General features: G+C 63.3%; 20 protein-coding genes and 1 pseudogene. 8 read left to right on the plus strand and 13 right to left on the minus strand.

Features of this window, described 5'->3' with window-relative positions:
- Positions 1 to 425 precede the first annotated feature (425 nt).
- Positions 426 to 1184, plus strand: a complete 759-nt coding sequence (locus tag ACODSJ_RS16055; RefSeq protein WP_489102660.1) for a hypothetical protein — start codon at positions 426 to 428, stop codon at positions 1182 to 1184.
- An 89-nt stretch (positions 1185 to 1273) separates the two neighbouring features.
- Here the strand turns inward: ACODSJ_RS16055 and ACODSJ_RS16060 are convergent, their stop codons facing one another.
- From ACODSJ_RS16060 to ACODSJ_RS16075, 4 genes and pseudogenes are all read right to left on the minus strand, one after another.
- Positions 1274 to 2155, minus strand: a complete 882-nt coding sequence (locus tag ACODSJ_RS16060) for a methyl-accepting chemotaxis protein (protein ID WP_489102736.1) — start codon at positions 2153 to 2155, stop codon at positions 1274 to 1276.
- Positions 2135 to 3241: pseudogene (locus ACODSJ_RS16065) on the minus strand (HAMP domain-containing protein); the annotation flags it as partial. The pseudogene ACODSJ_RS16065 and the gene ACODSJ_RS16060, both read right to left, overlap by 21 nt.
- A 110-nt stretch (positions 3242 to 3351) precedes the next feature.
- Complete coding sequence (locus tag ACODSJ_RS16070) at positions 3352 to 4749, minus strand: aminotransferase-like domain-containing protein (protein WP_489102661.1); 1398 nt, start codon at positions 4747 to 4749, stop codon at positions 3352 to 3354.
- A 207-nt stretch (positions 4750 to 4956) separates the two neighbouring features.
- The gene (locus ACODSJ_RS16075; protein WP_489102662.1) at positions 4957 to 5718 is read right to left on the minus strand and encodes an SDR family oxidoreductase; all 762 of its coding nucleotides are present in this window, start codon (positions 5716 to 5718) and stop codon (positions 4957 to 4959) included.
- Positions 5719 to 5970: 252 nt separating this feature from the next.
- On the opposite strand from ACODSJ_RS16075, the gene ACODSJ_RS16080 reads away from it, so the two are divergent.
- A complete protein-coding gene (locus tag ACODSJ_RS16080; RefSeq protein WP_489102663.1) occupies positions 5971 to 6975 on the plus strand; it encodes an NADP-dependent oxidoreductase in 1005 nt (334 codons plus the stop codon).
- Positions 6976 to 7136: 161 nt separating this feature from the next.
- Here the strand turns inward: ACODSJ_RS16080 and pyrF are convergent, their stop codons facing one another.
- On the minus strand, positions 7137 to 7835 hold the full coding sequence (pyrF, locus tag ACODSJ_RS16085; RefSeq protein ID WP_489102664.1) for an orotidine-5'-phosphate decarboxylase: 699 nt from the start codon (positions 7833 to 7835) through the stop codon (positions 7137 to 7139).
- A 292-nt stretch (positions 7836 to 8127) separates the two neighbouring features.
- On the opposite strand from pyrF, the gene ACODSJ_RS16090 reads away from it, so the two are divergent.
- The 3 genes from ACODSJ_RS16090 (at position 8128) to xopAW (ending at position 10704) form a co-directional block, all read left to right on the plus strand.
- Positions 8128 to 8886 (plus strand): response regulator, encoded by a 759-nt coding sequence (locus ACODSJ_RS16090; protein WP_489102665.1) that lies wholly within the window; start codon positions 8128 to 8130, stop codon positions 8884 to 8886.
- On the plus strand, positions 8886 to 9932 hold the full coding sequence (locus tag ACODSJ_RS16095) for a sensor histidine kinase (protein ID WP_489102666.1): 1047 nt from the start codon (positions 8886 to 8888) through the stop codon (positions 9930 to 9932). Before ACODSJ_RS16090 ends, ACODSJ_RS16095 begins: the two co-directional genes overlap by 1 nt.
- A gap of 145 nt (positions 9933 to 10077) precedes the next feature.
- Positions 10078 to 10704: a XopAW family type III secretion system calcium-binding effector gene (gene xopAW / locus ACODSJ_RS16100; RefSeq protein WP_489102667.1), complete on the plus strand. Its 627-nt coding sequence runs from the start codon at positions 10078 to 10080 to the stop codon at positions 10702 to 10704.
- A 94-nt stretch (positions 10705 to 10798) separates the two neighbouring features.
- On the opposite strand, the gene ACODSJ_RS16105 is transcribed toward xopAW, so the two are convergent.
- The 8 genes from ACODSJ_RS16105 to ACODSJ_RS16140 form a co-directional block, all read right to left on the minus strand.
- On the minus strand, positions 10799 to 11836 hold the full coding sequence (locus tag ACODSJ_RS16105; protein WP_489102668.1) for an AI-2E family transporter: 1038 nt from the start codon (positions 11834 to 11836) through the stop codon (positions 10799 to 10801).
- Between the two features lie 60 nt (positions 11837 to 11896).
- Entirely contained in the window at positions 11897 to 12715 is an 819-nt protein-coding gene (locus ACODSJ_RS16110) for a DUF4892 domain-containing protein (protein WP_489102669.1), read from the minus strand.
- A 129-nt stretch (positions 12716 to 12844) separates the two neighbouring features.
- Entirely contained in the window at positions 12845 to 13696 is an 852-nt protein-coding gene (locus tag ACODSJ_RS16115) for an alpha/beta hydrolase (protein WP_489102670.1), read from the minus strand.
- A complete protein-coding gene (locus ACODSJ_RS16120) occupies positions 13693 to 14487 on the minus strand; it encodes an alpha/beta fold hydrolase (RefSeq protein WP_489102671.1) in 795 nt (264 codons plus the stop codon). The genes ACODSJ_RS16115 and ACODSJ_RS16120 overlap by 4 nt, the downstream gene beginning before the upstream one ends.
- A 367-nt stretch (positions 14488 to 14854) precedes the next feature.
- Positions 14855 to 15298 carry a hotdog fold thioesterase gene (locus tag ACODSJ_RS16125; RefSeq protein WP_489102672.1) on the minus strand — a complete coding sequence of 148 codons (444 nt, stop codon included), beginning with the start codon at positions 15296 to 15298 and terminating at the stop codon, positions 14855 to 14857.
- Positions 15299 to 15381: 83 nt separating this feature from the next.
- The gene (sixA, locus tag ACODSJ_RS16130) at positions 15382 to 15825 is read right to left on the minus strand and encodes a phosphohistidine phosphatase SixA (RefSeq protein ID WP_489102673.1); all 444 of its coding nucleotides are present in this window, start codon (positions 15823 to 15825) and stop codon (positions 15382 to 15384) included.
- Complete coding sequence (locus ACODSJ_RS16135; protein WP_489102674.1) at positions 15822 to 16169, minus strand: DUF4389 domain-containing protein; 348 nt, start codon at positions 16167 to 16169, stop codon at positions 15822 to 15824. The genes sixA and ACODSJ_RS16135 overlap by 4 nt, the downstream gene beginning before the upstream one ends.
- Before the next feature lie 33 nt (positions 16170 to 16202).
- Positions 16203 to 17228, minus strand: coding sequence for an NAD(P)H-dependent glycerol-3-phosphate dehydrogenase (locus tag ACODSJ_RS16140; RefSeq protein ID WP_489102675.1), 1026 nt, complete (start codon positions 17226 to 17228; stop codon positions 16203 to 16205).
- A 199-nt stretch (positions 17229 to 17427) separates the two neighbouring features.
- Between ACODSJ_RS16140 and ACODSJ_RS16145 the strand changes: the two genes are divergently transcribed.
- Genes ACODSJ_RS16145 through ACODSJ_RS16155 form a run of 3 tightly spaced genes read left to right on the plus strand, consistent with a single transcriptional unit; the run spans position 17428 to position 22382 of the window.
- Positions 17428 to 19551, plus strand: coding sequence for a TonB-dependent receptor plug domain-containing protein (locus ACODSJ_RS16145; RefSeq protein WP_489102676.1), 2124 nt, complete (start codon positions 17428 to 17430; stop codon positions 19549 to 19551).
- Positions 19552 to 20484 (plus strand): ABC transporter substrate-binding protein, encoded by a 933-nt coding sequence (locus ACODSJ_RS16150; protein ID WP_489102677.1) that lies wholly within the window; start codon positions 19552 to 19554, stop codon positions 20482 to 20484. It abuts the gene before it with no gap.
- Positions 20481 to 22382, plus strand: coding sequence for an ATP-binding protein (locus tag ACODSJ_RS16155; protein ID WP_489102678.1), 1902 nt, complete (start codon positions 20481 to 20483; stop codon positions 22380 to 22382). Before ACODSJ_RS16150 ends, ACODSJ_RS16155 begins: the two co-directional genes overlap by 4 nt.
- Positions 22383 to 22562: the final 180 nt, after the last annotated feature.

The following is a 22562-nucleotide window of genomic DNA, read 5'->3' on the forward strand; positions in this document are numbered from 1 at the left end:
CCCTGTTACCGCCGTGAAAGGGCGGTGTCCTAGGCCACTAGACGAAGGGGACACACGTACAACATTCACTCCCTGCCGCGTTTCGCTTAGTGCTTTACGCTGCAAGTGGCGCGCATTTTATGGATGGATTGAAGGGTCGTCAACCCCCAGATATAAATTTATTTAAATCAATGACTTCCCCCGGTTTCAGGCCGATTCGCAGATTTTGCCCGTCCGGTCTCTGACGCCTATATTCTGTCGCCTGCCAAGGCGTTATAGTCGCACCCGGCAGATAGTGGCAATGTGCACCCACCCCGATGCGCTCCCCATAAAACAGCAGGACGCCCGTCTAATCGCGCCGTACGGGCCTATGCGCTTAAAAGCCAAGCCACTACACTCATGACATTGCGTACCCTATTAAAGAGGTCTTACCGGTGACACCACTCATGATCACCCTGCTCGTCGTAGCCGGGATCGCCCTGTTGATCGCCATTGGCTACATGAACCATGTGGTGGAAAACAACAAGCTGGAAAAGGTCCGCACCAAGGTTGAACTCAACGACCGCTTGCGTCGCTGTGGCGAGCTTACCGAAACCTTTCCGGGTCAGTTGATGACACCGGCCCTGAAGTTGTTGATGACGCGCCTGGAGATGAACGTCTGCCAGCGTTTACTGAACATGGACAAGACCAACGCGCCGGTCAAGGCCCGTCTGGACGAACTGAGCGCATTGGTTGCCCAGGGTGAATCGATCCCGGTGAACAATCCGCCGGCACCTATCCTGACCGAAGCCAAGGCCAAGGACGTGCGTTTCCTGCTTGAAGCCTTGCATGGCCAGATCACCCGCGCCGCCCAGGACGGTTTCCTGCCGTCCAACGAAGCCAAGCGCTGGATCCGTGAAGTGCGGCACATCCTGGTGCTGTTGCACATCGAATTCTTCAACAACCTGGGCCAACAAGCCTTGCAGCAGGAACAACCCGGGCAAGCCCGCCTGGCATTCGAACGCGGCGTGCAGTACCTGCGCAAGCAACCGGAACCGCAAGTCTATGCCGAACAGTTGGCCTACCTGGAGAAACTCCTGGCCCGAGTCAACGCCATGGTCCTGGCCAAGACCCAGCCAATCGAAGGCGAGGTCAACCAGTTGACCGAAGGCTTGAAGGAAGACGAAGCGAACGACGAGTGGAAGAAGAAGAAGGTTTACGACTAAGACCAGTCAGGTCTTATTGTGGCGAGGGAGCTTGCTCCCTCGCCACAAAGGCACCCTCATCTCCCGGTGTGCCTTGAGTGACCGATGTGTCACAACCTGAAATGCCCTACCATTCCCTTCAGTTCAACACCCAGCTGCGCCAGTTCGATACTGGACGCTGCGTTGCCCTGCATCGCCACGGACGATTGATCGGCACTGGCGCGGATGCTGGTGACGCTACGGTTGATCTCTTCGGCCACTGAGCTCTGCTGTTCGGCGGCGGCGGCGATCTGCTGGTTCATCTGCTGGATCAACGACACGGCTGCCGCGATGCTCCCCAGGGCGCTTTCGGTTTGCAGCGCATCGCTGACGGCCATTTTTACCAGCTCCCCGCTGCTCTGGATCTGCTGCACCGAGGTCTGGGCAGCGGAGCGTAAGGCGCTGACCAGCCGCTCGATTTCCTCGGTGGATTGTTGAGTGCGTCGGGCCAAGGCGCGTACCTCATCGGCCACCACCGCGAACCCCCTGCCTTGCTCACCGGCCCGGGCCGCTTCAATGGCGGCGTTGAGGGCCAGCAGGTTGGTCTGCTCGGCGACGCTCTTGATCACACTCAACACCGTGCCGATGTTCTGGATCTCGGCGCTGAGGCTTTCGATGCTATCGCTGGCCGACGTGGCCGAATCGGCCAGTTGCTCGATGCGCACCATGCTCTGGCGCACCACCTGCTGGCCGCTTTCGACCTTGTCGTCGGCAGTCTGGGCCGCCTGGGCCGCTTCCTCCGCGTTGCGTGCCACGTCATGCACAGTGGCGGTCATCTGGTTCATGGCGGTGGCGACCTGTTCGGTCTCCTCCTTCTGACTGCTGACCTCCAGGTTGGTCTGCTCAGTCACGGCCGACAGCGATTGAGCCGAATTGGCCAATTGCTCGATGCCGGCCTGCAAACCACTGACGATCCCACTCAGGCCTGCCCCCATCTGTTGCATGGCCAACATCAACTGGCCAATCTCATCCCGGCGCGTGACTTCCACCGTTGCGCTCAAGTCGCCCGAGGCAATCTGCTGGGCAACCCGTATGACGCTGCGCAGCGGCGCGACGATCAACCGGGTAATGACCCAGGCGGCAATCAACCCCACCAGCAGCGCCAGGGCCGACGAGCCGATGATCAGCATCGAGTTCTTCTTCAGTTCCACCTGCATGGCGTGGTCTTCGGCGCTGTAAGCCTGGTCGACCCGCTCCACGACTTGCGCGGCGCGTTCATGCAATTGCTGGTAGACGACCTTTTCCTTGGCCAGCAGGCCGGTGTATTCGGCCAGTTGCTGGTTGAACCCGGTGATGTGCCCGGCCACTTCGTTGAGTACGGTCTGGTAACCCGGGTCCTTGACCGCCCCCTTGAGGGCTTCGGCTTGCTTCATGGCCTGCTCGGCCTGCTCGATGTTGCCTTGCCCGGCCCCTTCGTCACTGCCCTTGCGGCTCTGGTCGAGGCGGACCCGCGCTTCGTTCATGGCCTGCAGCATCAAGCGCGACACTTCGCTGACCTGGTTGGCCTGCTCGATGAACTCGGCGCCTTCCTTGCCTTCGGAGTCCTTCAAGGTATAGGCGCCATCATCCGACAGCCCCGCCTGCAACACATCGAGGTTGTTGGCCACACTGGACACCGACCAACTGGCCATTTCCAGCGCCAGGTCCTTGCTCTGGGTCAGCCCGACAAATTCGTCGAAGGCCTTGCGGTAGGCCGCCAGGGCCTGCGCCACATCGTCCATCACCGGCACATTGGCGCTCGACCGGGCCTTGAGTTCGTTTGCCTCGGCCACCAGCGCGTCGATGCCCTGGCGCAGGGCATCGGCCGTCTTGGCATCGGAGCGCAAGGCGTATTCCTGCTCCAGCAACCGCACCTTGAGCAGCCCGCTGTTGAGGGACGACATCTGCTTCAGGCCATCGAAGCGATGGCTGATGGTCTGCAGGGACCAAACGCCGATGGCTGCCACGACAGCAGTGAGCAGTAACACCAGGACAAACCCGATACCCAGTTTCTTCGCCATACCTAAGTTGGCAAAACGTCCTTGCACGGCCGAAATCATTGCGCTCAGTCCTCTGCCAGTGTGTATTGATCGCAGATTCGCAACGAGACGCCCTGCAACACAAGATGCTGGCGTCGGAATAATGGCAAAAAGCTACAGCCGCGTCGTTTTCAGGACACTGGAAGTCGATCCAGAGCCGTGGCACGGAAAAAGGCCAATGCCCTGGGATCGCGGGCATAGGCCACATTGATCCGTAGCCAGTCACTCTCGGCGCCCGAAGGGCTGAATGCGGTACGCGAGGACAGCAGCACCCCGAACCGCTTGGCCAGACGCTGTAGCCCAGCATAGTCGCACAACGGCGAACGTGCCCAGATGAACAGCCCACCGGCAGGTTTGCCAAACACCTGCCAATCGGCATCTTCCAGCACCTGCAACACCGCCGTCCGGTCGGTGCCCAGGCGCTGCCGCTGGCGCTGGACCAGCTTGCGATAGGCGCCATTGGCCAGGAGCGTGGCAAGGACCGACTCACAGAACCGCGACCCGCCCACGCTGGTGACTTCCTTGACCCGGCTCAAGCGTGTGACGACGGAGCGCCCCGCCACCACGAACCCCACCCGCAACGAGCTGCTCAGGGTCTTGGAAAAGCTGCCGACGTAAACCACGTTGGCATCCAGGGCCGCCAGCCGGGTCCGTGTCGAACTCTGGAAGTCGGCGTAGACATCGTCCTCGATCACCAGCAAGGCGTGCTTTTTCGTCAGTTGGAGGAGCCGTTGGGCCACCGCCGGGACCAGGCTGCTGCCGGTCGGGTTGTGGCAGGCGCTGTTGACGAACAGGGCGCTGGGGCGGTGAGTCTCCAACAGCCGCTGCAACGCATCGACATCCGGGCCGCGCGACGTCCGCGGCAGTTCGAGCATGTCGATGCCATGCAGCCGGAGCAGGTCGAACAGGTTCGAGTGGCCTGGACTCTCCACCACCACACAACAGCCGGGCGGGAGCAATGTACGCACGATCAGGTCCAGCCCGTGGGTGGCGCCTGTCGTGGTGAGGATCCTGTCCGGCTCGGCTTCGATATTGAAATGCTTCAGGCGCCTGGACAGTTGCTCTCGCAGGGCGGGCAGGCCCAACGGCGTGCTGTAGTTGAACAGCCCGGCCATATCGGTCCGGGTGACCTGGCGAATCGCGTAGCCCAGGTCATCGCTCTCGCGCCAACGCTCGGGCAGCCCGCCGCAGCCGAGTTTCAGCGCCCACTCGCCGCTGTCGAGCAGTCCGTCCAGGATGAGCGGGATGTCCAGCTGCCCGTTCCGGTCAATCGAGACTTGGCCCGGCGCAGGGGCCGGGGCGACGAAAAAACGCGAGCCGTGACGGGACGCCAGCAGCCCTTGGGCAACCAGGCGCTCACACGCTTCGCTGACGCTGGACTGGCTGAGCAGATTTTCCCGCGCCAGTTGCCGGATGGAGGGCAAGCGCGTACCCGGTTGCACCGCATCCTGTCGAATCCAGCCGGTCAATGCGTCGACGATTTGCTGCACGACAGGCACCAGGGCCTGTCGGTCGATTCTCAATTCCATGAGTCACCGAGCTCCTAAGCGTTTGTTTTATCTCCGGAAACAGTTAAGCACAGGCCGCTGCTGGCCGAGGTACGACAATGGCGCCAAAACAGCCGATTCTCACCCCTTGAAACACATTGAACGTCCGAGTCGGAGCGCTTTGCCCCCGCTCAAGAAAAAGCCCACAACAAGTGCAGGCTTCGTCCTACAGGCAGAACCGCACGTTCGTCAGAACGCCGTCACGCCGCCGTCCACCGCCAGGGAGTGGCCGGTGGTGAACGCCGCCCCGTCGCTGCACAGGTACAGCACGGCGCTGGCAATTTCTTCGACCTTGCCGATGCGCCCCACCGGATGCATGGCATGGGCGAACTCGGCTTTTTTCGGGTCGGCCTCATGGGCACGACGGAACATGTCGGTGTCGATCACCGCCGGGCAGACCGCGTTCACGCGGATTTTCTTCTTGGCATACTCGATGGCCGCCGACTTGGTCAGGCCAATCACCGCGTGCTTGGACGCCGCGTAGATGCTCATTTTCGGCGCCGCCCCCAGGCCGGCCACCGACGCGGTATTGACGATGGCGCCGCCACCCTGGGCCAGCAACAGCGGCAGTTGGTATTTCATGCACAGCCAGACGCCCTTCACGTTGACGCCCATGATCGCGTCGAACTCGTCGAGGGTTCCGTCGGCCAGCTTGCCTTTCTCGATCTCGATCCCGGCGTTGTTGAAAGCGTAATCGAGGCGACCGTAGGCCTTTATCACCTCGCTCATCAAATTTCGCACATCGTCTTCCTGCGTCACGTTGCAGCGCACGAACACCGCCTCGCCGCCCGTCGCCCGAATGGCCTGCACCGTGCCCTCGCCGCCCGCCACGTCCAGGTCAGCCACCACCACTTTCAGGCCCTCGGCGGCGAAGGCCTGGGCGGTCGCACGGCCAATGCCCGCAGCGGCGCCCGTGACCACGGCGACTTGTCCGGAAAACGTCATGCTCATTGTCAGTTCCTCGAAGAATGCGGGAGAGGACGCCAGTCTAGGCACAGCGCCCGCTGGCGCGGCAGCACTATCCAATTGCCGTTTGGGTACTCATGGGTTCCAGTGATATGTCCCTGGGGAGAACTATCACCAGGAACTATCACCAGGAACTATCACTGGACTGGATCGACGAGCATTCGCTGCATCAGCAAACCTTGCAGCCTGGGCTTTGAAGGTCTATCAACAAGGCTTCATTCATTTTGAGTGCCCGCCATGACTGCCCAGACCAATCGCCAGTTTCTGCTCGCCAAGCGCCCGGTAGGGGCCGCAACCCGCGAGACGTTCACTTATCAACAAGTGCCGGTCGGCGAACCGGCAGCCGGCCAGATCCTGGTGAAGAACCAATACCTGTCCCTGGACCCGGCCATGCGCGGCTGGATGAACGAGGGCAAGTCCTACATCGCGCCGGTGGGCATCGGTGAAGTGATGCGCGCCCTGGGTGTCGGCCAGGTGATTGCGTCAAACAACCCAGGCTTCGCGGTGGGGGACTACGTCAACGGGGCGCTGGGCGTGCAGGATTATTTCCTCGGCGAGCCCAGGGGCTTCTACAAGGTCGACCCGAAACTGGCGCCGCTGCCGCGCTACTTGTCCGCATTGGGCATGACCGGCATGACCGCCTATTTCGCCCTGTTGGATGTCGGTGCCCCCAAGGCCGGCGAAACCGTCGTGCTGTCGGGGGCCGCTGGGGCGGTGGGCAGCATCGCCGGGCAGATCGCCAAGATCAAAGGCTGCCGTGTGGTCGGCATCGCCGGCGGAGCGGACAAGTGCAAATTCCTGATCGAGGAGTTGGGCTTTGACGGCGCCATCGACTACAAGAGCGAGGACATCCATGCCGGCCTCAAGCGTGAATGCCCCAAAGGCGTGGATGTGTATTTTGACAACGTCGGCGGTGACATCCTGGACGCAGTGCTCAGCCGCTTGAATCTCAAGGCTCGTGTGGTGATCTGCGGCGCCATCAGCCAGTACAACAACAAGGAAGCGGTCAAAGGCCCCGCCAACTACCTGTCGCTGCTGGTCAACCGGGCGCGCATGGAAGGCTTCGTGGTCATGGACTACGCCGCGCAATTCGCCGCCGCCGGGCAGGAAATGGCCGGCTGGATGGCCCAGGGGCTGCTCAAGAGCAAGGAAGACATTGTCGAAGGGCTGGAGACGTTCCCCGAGACGCTGGGCAGGTTGTTCAGCGGGGAGAATTTCGGGAAGCTGGTCTTGAAGGTCTGAGACAAAACGACTGCAGGACTGCAGCTCAAGGCCTGATACAAAACAACTGTGGGAGCGAGCCTGCTCGCGATAGGGCCGTGTCAGTCAAGATCAATGTCGACTGATACGGCCCTATCGCGAGCAGGCTCGCTCCCACAGGGAGAAGGAACGCCGGGGTTGGATCAGGCCAGTTCAGCCACCACCGCCGCCAACGCCTTGGCTGGATCCGCTGCCTGGCTGATCGGGCGGCCGATCACCAAGTAATCGGAACCGGCATCCAGCGCCTGGCGCGGGGTCAGGATGCGACGCTGGTCGTCCTGGGCGCTGCCTGCCGGACGAATCCCCGGAGTCACCAGTTGCAGCGACGGATGGGCCGCTTTCAGGGCGCTGGCTTCCAGGGCCGAGCAGACCAGGCCGTCCAGGCCAGCCTTTTGCGCCAGCGCCGCCAGGCGTAACACCTGTACCTGGGGTTCGATGTCCAGGCCTATGCCCGCCAGGTCTTCACGCTCCATGCTGGTCAGCACGGTCACGCCGATCAGCAGCGGTTTCGGGCCGCTGCGTTGATCCAGCACTTCACGGCAGGCCGCCATCATGCGCAGGCCGCCGGAGCAATGCACGTTGACCATCCACACGCCCATTTCGGCAGCCGCCTTGACGGCCATGGCGGTGGTGTTCGGAATGTCGTGGAACTTCAAGTCCAGGAACACTTCGAAACCCTTGTCACGCAAGGTGCCAACGATCTCCGAAGCGCAGCTGGTGAACAGCTCCTTGCCGACCTTGACCCGGCAAAGCTTGGGGTCCAACTGGTCGGCCAGCTTCAGGGCGGCGTCACGGGTAGGGAAATCCAGGGCGACGATGATGGGCGTCTGGCAGGCGGACATGAGCGGGCTCTCAGGCAAGTCGAAATCGGCGCGCATTGTAGCGGAACCAGCGCCGATTCGGGACCCGATGATCGGTAAATCTCATGGCATCCGCCGCCCGCCAGGGCGATATCGGTCTTTGTGTCAAAGTCGATACATTCATGACATGTGCGCAACACGGCGGCACGCTACCGTCCGCCGCTGCACCCCGTTGCTTTCAGCGCTTCACGCCCCGGCACCCGAAGCCTATGCTGAAGCCACCACCTCGCCGCCATCTTTGCGGTTGGCAGCCTATCTGGCAGATGATGCATCCATGCACACCACCCCTGTTGCAAACGCTGACGATCAAAAAACGGTCGACGATGACAAACGCTGGAGCATCCGCGCGCTGATAGTCGATGACGATGTGCCGATCCGTGAGTTGTTGATCGATTACCTGGCCCGTTTCAACATCCGCGCCAGCGGCGTGACCGATGGCACGGCCATGCGCCAGGCGCTGCAGGCCGAGCATTTCGACGTGATCGTGCTGGACCTGATGCTGCCGGGCGAAGACGGCTTGCGGCTGTGCCGCTGGCTGCGCGCCGAATCGGACATTCCGATCCTCATGCTCACCGCCCGGTGCGAACCCACCGACCGCATCATCGGCCTCGAACTGGGCGCCGACGACTACATGGCCAAGCCTTTCGAACCCAGGGAACTGGTGGCACGGATCCAGACGATCTTGCGCCGGGTACGCGACGACCGTTCCGAGCAGCGGGCCAACATCCGCTTCGACACCTGGCGGCTCAACAGCGTACTGCGCCAACTGATTTCTGCCGATGGGCTGGTGGTCCCCCTGTCCAATGCCGAATTCCGGTTGCTGTGGGTGTTCATCGAGCGACCGCGCCGGGTCCTCAGCCGCGAACAACTGCTGGACGCCGCCCGCGGACGCTCCATCGAGGCGTTCGACCGCAGCATCGACCTGTTGGTCTCGCGCCTGCGCCAGAAGCTGGGCGACGACCCGAAAGCGCCGCAACTGATCAAGACCGTACGCGGCGAGGGCTACTTGTTCGACGCCCGGGACATCGGTTGATGCGGTTGCGCCTCGACTCCCTGTTCGGTCGTCTGTTTGGCGTGCTGCTGCTGGCGATCGTCCTGGCGCACCTGCTGGCCTTTGCCTGGTTTATCCATTACGACCAGCCGCCACCGCCCGGCCCCCCTCCACAATTTTCCGCGCACGACCAAGGTCCCCCACCCTTTGGTCCGCCCCCCGAACGGCGCCCACGCCCCTGGTTTGGTGGCCCGGTGGTGCCGTTGACGTTTCAGTTCGTGTGCCTGATCGTCGCCGCCTGGTACGGCGCCAAACTGCTGACCCGACCGATCCAGCGCCTGAGCGATGCCGCCGAACGCTTGAGCGAGAACCTCGACAGTGCGCCGCTGGATGAGAGCGGTCCCCGGGAAGCGCGGCAAGCCGCGCATACGTTCAACCTGATGCAACAGCGCATCCGCGAGCAGGTGCAGCAACGTTCGCGCATGCTCGGCGCCGTGTCCCACGACCTGCGTACGCCACTCTCACGGCTCAAGCTACGCCTGGAACAGATCGATGACGCCAAACTGCAAGGCCAGATGCGCCAGGACCTGGACGACATGATCGGCATGCTCGACGCCACCCTCTCCTACCTGCACGAACAGCGCACCAGCGAGGCGCTGCAATGGATGGACGTGCAAGCATTGGTGGAGTCGCTGTGTGAAAACGCCCAGGACCACGGCGCCGACGTACAGGCCAGCGGTTGCTGCGCGCCGCTGCAGGTGCAGCCGATGGCGCTGCGCTCGTGCCTCAACAACCTCATGGACAATGCCCTGCGCTACGCCGGGCATGCCTCGATTGTCCTGCAGGACCAGGACCAAGAGGTCCTGATCCGGGTCATCGACCACGGCCCCGGCATCGCGGCAGACAAACGCGAAGCGGTGTTCGAACCGTTCTACCGCCTCGAAGGCTCGCGCAACCGCAACTCCGGCGGTGTCGGCCTCGGCATGACCATCGCCCGCGAGGCCGCTGAACGCCTGGGCGGACAATTGACCCTGGAAGAGACGCCAGGGGGTGGGTTGACGGCGGTCATCAGCCTGCCTCGCATCTGAACCCCGCCGCTTCCACACTCGAAACTGCACCAGGGCTCAGTTTGTACACCCGCCGGTACAAACCCCACACACTCACGACAACTGCCCCACCGACGCTGCATCAGCCGGTGCACCCACCGGCTATTCCATCCCAAGGAGAGCCTCCATGATTGGTAGCGTCAGCAGTTATTCACCCTATACCAACCTCAACAGCAGTACCGCGACCAGCAATGCCCGCAGCCAACAGTTTCAAAAGGCATTGCTCGACAAGCTCGACACCGACGGCGACGGCTCGGTCAACCAGGACGAATTGAGCACGGCCCTCTCGCAGAAAAGCGACGACGGTGTGCTGGTCAGCCTGAGCGAAAACTTCACCGACCTGGACAGTGACAGCAGCGGTGACTTGAGCAGCGAGGAAATGGCCGCAATGGCGCCTCCGCCCCCTCCACCGCCGCAACAGGCCAGGGGCGAGGAACTGTTCGGCCAGCTCGACGCCGATGGCGACGGCAGCGTCACGGCCAGCGAACTGACCAGCGCCTTGCAGGCTAGCGCCAGTACGTCCACTAGCTCCGACACCAGCGCGATGCTGATGGAAGCACTCGACAGCGACAGCAGCGGCGGTGTCAGCAGCGACGAGTTCAATAACGCATTGCAGGCCAACCGCAACGGCGACAGCGCCACCGGGCAGGCCAATGCCAGCGAAGCACTGAACAGAATGATCGCCAACCTCAGCCGGCAATACTCGCTGGATAACGTCGCCAGCGTGGGCAAACACCTGAACGTGGCCACCTGATTCACCGCTAAGCCTGTATTGAAACTCACTTGTGGCGAGGGGATTTATCCCCTCGCCACAGCAGGCTCTCGCGACAAATGATCAGGCATTCAAACTAGCGCGCCTGGCTCTTGCTCCAATCCGTCAACAGGCTGTACGCCACCGCCAGCAGGGTCGGGCCGATGAACAGGCCGATGAAACCAAAGGCGATCAACCCGCCGAAGACCCCGAGCAACACGATGACCAAGGGCAGGTTTCCGCCTCGGCTGATCAGGTAGGGTTTGAGCACGTTGTCCACGCCGCTGATGATGAACGTGCCCCAGATACCAAGAAACACCGCCATCCCGTACTCGCCCTGCCATGCCAACCAGGCGGTGGCAGGGATCCAGACCAGCGGTGGCCCCATGGGGATCAGGCTGAGCAGGAAAGTGACGATCCCCAACACCAGTGCCCCCGGCACCCCGGCGATCAGGAAGCCGATCAACGCCAGCACGGCCTGGGCCGCCGCAGTGCCGATCACGCCGTTGACCACGCGCTGCACCGTACCGGCCACCAGCTCGATGTAATAACCGGCACGGTCGCCAATCAGGCGCTCCAGCAACCCGTGGACGAACACCGCCAGGCGCGGGCCGTCGCGGTAGAAAAAGAACACGAACACAATGCTCAGGGTCAACTCGAGCATGCCGCCGCCAATCTGCTTGCTGCGCGCCAGCAACCAGTTGCCGACCTGCCCCAGGTAGGGTTTGACGGACACCATCATCGCCGCCCCCTGCTGGTCGATGCTGTTCCAGATCGCCACCAGCCGTCCGCCCACCAGCGGCACGCCACCCAGCCAGGCTGGGGCATCGGGCAGCCCGTCGACCTGGACATCCCTGATGAACGCGGTGGCGTCGCGCACATGATCGGCCAGGTTCAGGCCCAGCCACACCAGCGGCACCGCCACCAACAGCATCCAGCCCACCGTCAGCAAACCGGCCGCCAGGGATTCGCGGCCATTGACCCAGCGGGTCAGCAGGCGCATCAGCGGCCAACTGGCAAACGCCAGCACGGCGCCCCAGAACAACGCGGACCAGAACGGCGCCATCACCCAGAGGCTGGCGCCGAACAACACCAAGAGCAGGATCTGCACCAACAGCCGATCGTTATTGAGCATGTAAGGTCTCGAAAAAAGTCAGGTCCGGGCGACGACAGGGCATCCATCGCCCGCAACAGATTAGCGCAGCAACTCCAGGTGCAGGCCCGCGGCCTCGCCGTTGGCAGCCTCCATACGCGCCGCACGAACCCCCTGGTCAATCAACGCCTGGCGCCAGTCTTCGGCCTTGGGGCCGGTGATACTGACCCGCAGGCCCGTGTCCAGGTTCAGGGCCCTGGACAACAGGCGCAACCAGGTGTCGTCCGGCTCACCGGCAAGACGGGGCATGTCCAGCACGCCAGTGTCCTTGAGCTGGCGCAACAGCGTGGCCGATGTCGGTAGCAGCTCCCCCAGCGGCGCACTCGCCTCGAGCTGCTCGACGTGCAGGTAAGCCTTGCGGTTACCCCGCGTAATGCCATACAGCGCAATCAGCGTGTTGTCCGCCGGCGGTGCCAGGCGTAGCAACAGGTAGGCCTGGCCGTTGTCGGCCCCATAGAGCTTGGCATTGCCAAAAACATCATTGGCCCACAGGCTGCTTTCGCCGCAGTCACGGGCCTGGCACCAGAACAGCAGTTCGGCTCCCTGCTTCTGCAGCGCTTCGCGCGCGGCGGTAAACGCCTGGGTAGCGGTATGTTCCGGCGGCAGCTCATAGGTCACCGACGTGACGTTGCCACGGGTGTCGACCTGGCCGTCGAAGCGCAGCTGGCCGCTGATCTTGCGGATCGAGCCCAACGGGTAGACGCGCTCCAGGTCGCTGGCCTGGCGGTAGTCGACGATCTGCGCGTCGGGCATGCGCGGCACACGATCCAGGTCGTGACTGCCGGGCACATCGTCGGCGAACGCAACAGGCCCTAGGCACGCCAGCACCAACAAGGTGAATACGCGGGTGGATAAGTTCATTGGATTGGCTTGGCCCGGGCTGGCTGGACGCCACGGGTATCGTCCGGGCGCCACGCGGCGGGTAAACAGAGATCTGTCATGGTTGTCTCCCTTTCAACCCGCCCAGCCTCGACAGTTGCCCGGTGCAAGTCAAGAAACGGTGAAGAACCGATTGAAACAGTCTGCTACAAGCGCCGCCCCCGCTTCGTCGTTCAGGTGCAAATGATGGCCGCCGGGCAGTTGCTCATGACTGAAGGGTAGACGCTCCAGCAGTTGTGGGTGCTGGGCCAGCATGCCGTCGGCAGCCACTATCAGGTGCGCAGGACAACCGACCCGCATCACGAAGGCCATGGCCTGCTCCTCGGTCAGGCGCAGCGGCGAGGGCAAGGTCAGGCGGTTGTCGGTCCGCCAGGTGTAGCCGCCCGGCACGGGCATCAACCCCCTCTGGGCCAACAGTTCGGCCGCCTCGCGGCTGACCGCCACCAGCCCTTTCATGCGGGCTTCGATGGCCCGGTCGAGGGTTTTGTAGACGGGCTTGCGCTTTTGCTGCAGGTCCAGCTGCGCCTGCAGGGCCATGCCCATGCGTTCCGCCGTATTTTCACCTTTGGCGGTAGGCGGAATGACCCCGTCGATCAGCCCCAGGTGCGTGATTCGCTCCGGCAGGGAGCCGGCGAGCACCGTCGACACAATGGCGCCCATGGAATGCCCCAGCAGGGCGAAACGCTTCAAGCCCAGTTGTTCGGCCACTTGCAGGACGTCGTGGGCGTAGTCCCAGAGGGCGTAGCCGGCACCGACCGGTCGATGCCCGGAATGACCATGGCCGGCCATGTCCAGGGCAATCACCCGCAGCCCCTCCAGCCGGGGCGCCAACCGGGCGAAGCTGTTGGCGTTGTCCAGCCAGCCATGCAGGGCAATCACCGGGCGACCGTCTTCCGGCCCGAACAGGTGGGCAGCCAGTTCGATGTGGGGCAAGCTCAGGCGAACCTCTTCGACCCGGCTCATGGGCGGCGTCCCTCCCAGCGTTGCAACAGGTCCTTGAGCAACTGAGCCGTGTCCTGAGGGCGCTCAAGGGGAAACATGTGGCCGCCGGGCACGCTCAACGACTCGCCATGGGGCATGCGCCCCACCGAACGTGCGTGATGACGCATTACCACGCGACTCTGCCGGCCCCGCACCACCGCCAGCGGCACCTTGAGCTGACTGGCCTGCCCAGGGCTGGTGTGCGGCACGCCTCGGTAGATGCTGATTTCAGTGGCCGGATCGAAGCGCAGCCGCAGGCGGTCGCCCACCGGTTGGAGGCCGTGTTGCAGGTAGGCGTCGAAGCACTCCGGGTCAAAACCACGGAACAGCGTCTTGCCGGCAAAATACTGTCGGGCCGATGCCAGGTCAGCGAACTCTTCCCGCCGCCCCAGGGTCCGCCCGGCCGGGGTCAAGCGGTCGATGAACCCCAAGCGCTTCGCGGCCAGGATCACCCAGCGGTCGGTGCGGCTCAGCACGGGCGAGTCGAGCATGACCACGCCACGATAAAGATGCGGGCAACGCAACGCGGCGTGCAGGTGCAAGACGCCGCCAAACGAATGCCCCACGCCCCACACCGGCTCCGGTAGCTGTTCCAGGTGATGGATGAGTTCGTCCACCAGGTTGTACCAGTTATCGTCCACCGGGAAACGCGGGTCATGGCCATGCAATTCCAGGTGCGCAACCTGGTACTGCGGCGCCAGCGCGGCGAACAGCTTGCCGTAGGTGGCCGAGGGAAAACCGTTGGCGTGGGCGAAGAATATCTGTTGCGACATGACAGCCGATCCATTAGGGAACTGGGACCGATTGTCCGCAGAACCCAACGGCACGGCAATGACCGTAACTGACAGGAATGATGACAGTCGGGTTGGGGCTATGGAGGTATGACCCGCCGCCCCTGTGGCGAGGGAGCTTGCTCCCGCTGGGCGCGAGGCGCCCCCCAGGCCCATCGACTCGATGGGCCTGAAACACCGCGTCGCCTGGTTTTAGGCCTGCTGCGCAGGCCAGCGGGAGCAAGCTCCCTCGCCACAGCAAGCTCTCTCACCACAGCTAGTTTCCCTACCACAGCAAGCTCTCTCACCACAGCTAGTTTCCCTACCACAGCAAGCTCCCTCACCACAGGGAATGGCATTAGCCAGGATATCAACGCGCCGGCGGCTGCTCGCCCAGCGGTACCACTGCCATGGTCAGGCGCGAGACACAGTTGAGCTTGCCCTCGTCATTGACCAGGCGGATGTCCCAGACCTGGGTCGTGCGGCCCAGGTGAACCATCCGGGCCGTGGCCGTTACCCGGCCGCTGCGCACGCCACGCAGGTGGTTGGCGTTGATCTCCAGGCCCACGCAATAGAACTTGCTGGCGTCCACGCACAAGTAGGCGGCCATGGAGCCGACCGTTTCGGCCAGCACCACCGAGGCACCGCCGTGCAACAGGCCAAACGGCTGGTGGGTACGATGATCGACCACCATGCTGGCGGTCAGGGATTCGTCGTCGAACGACTCGAAACGAATGTCCAGCACCTCGCTGATGGTGTTCTTACCGGCAGCGTTCAGTTGCTCGATGTTGGGAGTGCTGCGCCACAGACTCATCGTTGCCCTTCCTTTGTGATTTTTTTTGCATTCAACCCTGCACCGCCCTGTGGGAGCAAGGCCGAACCTGGCCGGTCCCCGATTTACGCCGGCTTGAGCGTCATCGCCCCGGCCAGCGGCAGGTCGCCTTCCAGCTCGGCCAGGTCCGCCGTTTGCACCTGTTCGGGTTGCTGCAGGTGGCCGTGTTGCAAAAAGCCCAGCAAGCTGCCCACCAACGGGTTGTGGCTGACCAGCAGCACATCGTCGTGGTCCACGAGGTGTTCCAGGACCTGTTGCGGCCGGGTTTCGGGCTTGAGCCAGTCGACGGTGATCAACTCCGGCTCGAACCCCAGGGCTTCGCGCACCAGTTGCGCGGTTTGCTGGGCACGGGCATAGGGACTTGCGTAAATGGCACACAACGGCTGGCCCATCAACCGACCGGCACTGTGCAGCACCTCGGCACGGCCCTTGACGGTCAGGTTGCGCTCAGGATCGGGGCGCGCGCCGTAAGGCTCGGCCTCACCATGACGCAATACCCACAGCTTCATAGCTTCGGCTCCTCGTCCCGGACCGGATGCGGCGCCGGCGCCACGACGTGAGGGGCTTCGCCTTCAGGCGCGCGCGGGGTCGGCCAGTCAGCGAACGGCCAGGGTTTCTGGTCGCTGTGGAACGTGCCGAAACGGCCGATCTGCGCCAGGAACTGGCTCAGGCTGTCGCCGAAATTCATCAGGCTGGCACTCGGCGCGCTGTAGATCAGCCGGTAGATCAGTTGCACCAGCACCACGGCGCCGAGGATGAACTGCGCCACTTGCCAGACCAGCAAATAGATCACCATCCACAGCACCCGCAGCAGGATGGATTCGTATTGGGGTTGTCCTTTCGGATCGTTCATGACTTGCTCCTGCTTGCTTGCAATCAGCGGCTTTCAGTTGAAGCCGCTGGTGGAAATGAAATCGACGTCGGTCTTCGGTTCGCCGCGCATCAACAGCTCTATCACCTGCTCCAGCGTGCGCCCTTCGAACAGGATCGCGTGCAGCCCGGCGACCAGCGGCATGTACACGCCTGCCTCCTGGGACTTGGCCTTGAGCACCTTCAGGGTGTTGACCCCTTCGGCCACTTCGCCCAGGCGCGACACCGCCTCGTCCAGGCTCAGGCCCTGGCCCAGGGCGAAACCGACCTGGTAGTTGCGGCTCTTGGGGGACGAGCAGGTGACGATCAGGTCGCCCACGCCCGCCAGGCCAAGGAAGGTCATCGGATTGGCGCCCTGGCTGACGGCAAAACGGGTCATTTCCGCCAGCGCCCGGGTGATCAACATGCTCTTGGTGTTCTCGCCCATGCCCAACGCCACGGCCATGCCCGCGATGATCGCGTAGACGTTCTTCAACGCCCCGCCGAGCTCCACGCCAAAACGGTCGGCGCTGGCGTAGACCCGGAAGGTGCGGCCATGCAACGCGGCCTGGACCCGTTGGCACAGCTCCTCGTCCTCACTGGCGACCACCGTGGCGGTCAGCGCATGCTCGGCGATTTCCCGAGCCAGGTTCGGTCCGGAAATCACGCCGATGCGAGCCTTGGGCGCGATGTCTTCGAGGATCTCGCTCATCAGCTTGAACGTCTGGGCTTCGATGCCCTTGGTCAGGCTCACCAGCAGCTTGCCGCTCAAGCGCTCGGCAAAGGGCGCCAGCACCGAGCGCAAGGCGCTGGACGGCAACGCGACGAAGAACAGGTCGCTGCCCTCCAGGGTGGCCTGCAAGTCCGTCACCGGCTCCACTTCCGGGCGGATCTTGATGCCTTTGAGATAACGCGGGTTCTCACGGTTGACGCGGATGGCCTCGGCCTGTTCCGGGTCACGCATCCATTGGCGTACCGAGTGGCCGTTCTCGGCCAGCAGGTTCGCCACGGCGGTGCCGAAACTCCCTCCCCCCAGGACCGCAATCGGGCGCTGTTCAGTCATATGCAATCCGCTCATCCATACCAAGTGGCAATGCCGGGCATTATACGGAGCGGCCAGATCGCGACCAGCCCCGGCAAAAATTACCGCCAACTGTAGGAAGCTGACCACCAATTCCTAGGAAAATGCTGTCAACGTACATGGAAAAGTCGTTCAGCTCGGTTACCATGCCCGCCATTCTTCACTTTTCAAAGGCTGTGCCGTGTCCGTTGGCCCTTCCCGCTCAGGTTCGTCGCTGCTGTTGGCGCTGATCATCAGCCCGACAGCGCTGGCCGACGACTTGTTCGTGGACAGCCAGCCCTTGCCACAAGTGCTGACCGCAACACGCCTGAAACAATCGCCCGCAGCCGTTCCCGGCAGCATGACCGTGCTGGACGGCGAATTGATCAAGGCCAGCGGCGCCCGCGACATCAGCGAGCTGTTGCGCCTGGTGCCGGGCATGATGGTGGGCAACATCAGCGGCAACCAGGCGTCGGTGAACTACCACGGCACCAACGCCAGCGAAGCGCGACGCATGCAGGTGCTGATCGACGGCCGCTCGGTGTACCGCGCCGGCCTGGCCACGGTGGACTGGAGCGACATTCCGGTGGCCATGGAAGACATCGAGCGGATCGAAGTCTTCCGCGGCCCCAACACCGTCAGTTATGGCGCCAACGCGCTGATGGCGGTGGTCAATATCATCACGCGGGCCCCGGCCGACAGCCACGGCACCCGGGTGAAAATCACCCGGGGCCAACGCGGCATCAGCGACTGGTACGCCAGCCAGGGCAGCGGCTGGGACGGCGGCGACCTAAGGCTGTCGCTGTCCGGCCAGGAAGACGACGGCTTCGACAGCGACCGCAACGGCGCCGACTACCGTGACAGTCGGCGCCTGGACCGCTTCAACCTGTCCGTCAGCCAGACCCTGGACGAACAACAGAGCATCGACTGGCAGTTGAACGCCAAGGACGGGACCAACCAGCGGCCATATACCTACCATCCTGTGTTCCCCGGTATTACAGCCGCCGGGGATAATTCCGACGTCATTGCCAAGGACTACGCCGGCTCGCTGCGCTGGAACCTGGACCTGAACCCCAATCACAGCCTCTATGTACAAGGCTCGATCCAGCATTGGGACCGCCAGCAGACCTGGCGTGCCTGCGACGCCGAGATCTCGTTCAGCCCGCAACTGACCAGCCTCTGGCAGCTCAACCCGTATTACACCGAGCGGCTGGTGCGCAATATCGCCGGTTTCAGCAGCAACGGCGCGCCGGCCGGTACGCCGCAGGAACAGGCGCTGGCTGACCAGGTGCTCGACCAATGGCGCAACGGCGCCTCGCAAACCTTGTGCGGTGATATCGACCAGAGCGCCCGGGAGTCGCGCTACGACCTGGAAATCCAGGACACCTTGAGCCTGTCCGACAGCCTGCGACTGGTTACCGGAGCCAACTATCGCTACGACCGGGCTGACTCCGAGACGTATTTCAACGGCACCCTGGACGACACCACCTCGCGCCTGTTCGGCCAGCTCGAATGGCGGGCCAGCGAACACTGGCTGTTGCAGGGCGGCGCGATGTTCGAGGACACCCGCCTGACCGGCAGCTCATTGACGCCCCGCGTCGCGGTCAATTACCTGATCACCCCGCGCCATGGCCTGCGGGCGGTTTACTCAGAAGCGGTGCGCTCGCCGGACATGTTCGAGAACAACGTCAACTGGAGCTATCAGGTCACCAACCTGCAACCTGCGGCGTTCGGCCAGCAAAGTGCCCGTTATTTCGTCCAGACCCGGGGCCCGGGGAACCTGGAACAGGAGCACATGCGCTCCCGGGAGCTGGGCTACAACGGCTATTTCGTGGACTGGGGCCTGAGCGTCGATGTGAAGCTGTTCCATGACGAAATCACCGGCATGATCAGCGAGCCGTTGCGCAACAATCAGTACATCGCCAGCAACGCCAACCGATCCCGCTTCTCGGGGAGCGAAACCCAGCTCGACTGGCGCCTGACCAGCGCCGATCGCCTGCGCCTGACGTATGCCTATGTCGACGCCGAGGCGAGCAATCCCCTCGACGAACACCTGACCGCGCGCAACAGCGGCTCGGCCGGCTGGCTGCGCGATTGGGGCGCCGGCTGGAACAGCGCGGTGTTCTATTACGGCGCCGATGCCCTCAACGGCTACCGCTTCGAACGGGTCGACACCCGCCTCGCCCGACGCATTCCCCTGGCCAAGGCCAGCCTGGAACTGGCGGGCGTGCTGCAACAACGCCTCGACAATCAACCCACCACGTTCGTGGACAACCAATACGACTCGCGTCATGTCCTGTACTTCAGCGCGGAGTTGTCCTTCTAGATGCTTCGGGGCCTATTGCACAAGTCGCCATTTTCCGGCCGCCTGCCGCTGCTGCTTTGCCTGCTGCTTGCCGGTTGGCTCGCCACGTTCCAGGCCCGGGCCGCCGAGGTCCTGTTGACCGGCGCCCAGGACAGCCCCGGCGTGCAGTCCTTCACCCAGGCCTTGAAGGCGCTGCGCCCCGACGACGAGGTGCGGTTCAGCCCGTTGGCCAGCCTGCCGGCACCGGACAAACTGCCCGGCAATGTCCGCCTGATCCTGCTCGACCTGCCCAGCCTCGACTGGCGCCTGCAGGACAGCCGCGGGCCGGCCACCCTGGTCCTGCGCATCAGCCGCAAGCAAGCCCGGGAGCGCCTCGGCGAAACAATCCCCGAGCACCTGAGCCTGCTGTGGAGCGATCCGCCCATCGCGAGGCAATTGCGGCTGATTGGCAAGATCCTGCCGCAGGTGCGCAGGGTCGGCGTGTTGTTCGACCGGCATAGCGAATTCTTGCTCCAGGACGTTCGCCGGGCCGCCGCGCCGCTGGGCCTGGAAGTGGTGAGCGAGCGCTGGGACGACACCAGCGACAGTCGCCCCCTGCAGACCCTGCTGGGCCAGAGCGACGTCTTGCTGGGCCTCGACGATCCCGACTTGTACAACCCCAAGACCGTGAAAAACCTCTTGCTCAGCAGCTATGCCCGACAGCGTGCGCTGATCGGGCCAAGCGCCGCGTTCGTCAAGGCCGGCAGCCTGGCCAGCACCTACAGCGACCAGGACGACTGGCTGGCGATTCTCGACGACCTGCTCGATCGCCCCGCCGCCACCTGGCCACGCACGTTGTACCCAAGCCGTTTCAAAGTCCTGAGCAACCGGCAAGTCGCCCGTTCCCTGGGGATCGAACCGATTGATGCCGAGTCCGTCGCTGCGCAGCTGGCCGAAGGAGAACACCGCCCATGACCTTGCGTCGCCGTTGGGATATCAATACCCGCACCCAGCTCATCGCCTTGGGTCCGGCGCTGCTGCTGACCGTGTTGCTGATCAGCTTCTTTACCTTCGTGCGAATCCAGGACCTGCGCCAGGAACTCAATCACACCGGGCAGTTAATCGCCAACCAGCTGGCGCCCGCCACGGAATACGGGGTGATCTCGGGCAACAAGGACGTGCTCGAAAGCCTGCTCACCGCCACCCTCGCGACCCCACACGTGCGTTTTCTCGAGGTCCAGGACAGCACGGACAAGGTGCTGGTGTACGTCGAACAACTGGAGCAGAGCCGCAGCCAATCGCAGCAGATAGAGGTGTTCCAGGCACCGGTTCGCCTGCAACGCATCGCCCTGAACAATGATTTCCTGCAAGGCGCCAGCGCGCCCATCGGCGCGCCCGGCGAGGATTACCTGGGCCGGGTGGTCGTCGGCATGTCCAGCGACGCCTTCAGTCAGCGCCAGCAGGAGATCCTGCTCAAGGCCGCCATCCTGGCCCTCTTCGCGTTGTTGTTCACCTTCCTGGTGGCTCGTCGGCTGGCGTCCAACCTGTCCCGGCCGATCCGCGACATCGGCAACGCGGTCAAGGCGATCCAGCAAGGCGACTACAGCACCCCGCTGCCGATCGTCGAGGACGCCGAACTGGGGGCCTTGTCACGCCACATCAACAACCTGGCCGACGGGCTTGAACAGGCCAGCCGGGAACAGCACCAGGCCATGGCGCAACTGATCAAGACTCGCGAGGAGGCGGAAAAGGCCAACAGCGCCAAGTCCGAGTTTCTGGCGATGATGAGCCATGAACTGCGCACCCCCATGAACGGTGTGCTGGGCATGCTGCAACTGCTCGAAACCACGCACATGAGCGACGAGCAGCACGAGTACACCGCGCTGGCTTCGCAGTCCACCGAGCACCTGCTGAAGGTGATCAACGACATCCTCGACTTCTCGCGCATTGAGCGTTCGGCCCTTGAACTGGAACACATCCCGTTCAATCTGGCGGAACTGGTCAACAGTTGCGCCCAGTCGTTCCAGCACAGCGCCGCCCAACGCATGCTGGGCCTGGACCTGCTGATCCCCAGCGACATGCGGGCCCTGGAAGTACAGGGCGACCCGACGCGGATCCGGCAGATCCTGGTGAACCTGATCGGCAACGCGTTGAAATTCACCGAACAGGGGTTGATCACGGTGCAATGCCAGTGGCAGGCCCTGGACCACGAGCTGCTGTGGTTCACCTGCACAGTGCGCGACAGCGGCATCGGCATTCCGGCCGAGAGCCTGGAGCGCATGTTCGATGCCTTCCAGCAGGCCGACAGCTCGATTTCCCGGCGCTACGGCGGCACCGGGCTGGGCCTGCCGATCGCGCGCACCCTGGCCGAACGCATGGGCGGCACATTGCGGGCCCAGAGCGAAGAAGGCCAGGGCTCGGTGTTCACCCTCGAAATTCCCCTGGCCCTGTCGCGCCACACACCACCGGCACGGGCGCCGCGATTGCCCGCAGGCAGCGGCGACGGCGCAGGTCGCAATGTGTTGCTGGTGGAAGACAACCCGGTCAATCAGACCGTGATCGAAGCCATGCTGCGCAGCCTGGGTTTCATCGTCAGCGTCGCCGAGGACGGCGCCCAGGCCATCCAGCACGCCGAGAGCCAGATTTTCGAAGCCATCCTCATGGATTGCCGGCTGCCCATCATCGACGGCTACGAGGCCACGCGACAGATTCGCCACCTGCCCGACTACACGGACATACCGATCATCGCCCTGACCGCCAACGCGTTGCAGGGGGATCGCGAGGCGTGCCTGGCGGCAGGCATGAACGATTACCTGGCCAAACCGTTCAAAAGAGTCGATCTGCAGCAGATTTTGCAACGCTGGATACGCTGACCGGACCATCTGCGACTGGCGTGAAAGACGAAAGTGCGGCAGTCTTAAGCACCCGAACAAGTCCCGATTGGGGCTTGAATAATAATTTCAGTGCACAGGTGTACTTTCATTTCCCGTGTGCTGTGACTTTCACTACAACGCAATAGTCTATGAGTAGGCTGCCGATGCGAGGCATGAACG

The sequence above is a fragment of the Pseudomonas sp. FG6 genome, assembly GCF_057809015.1.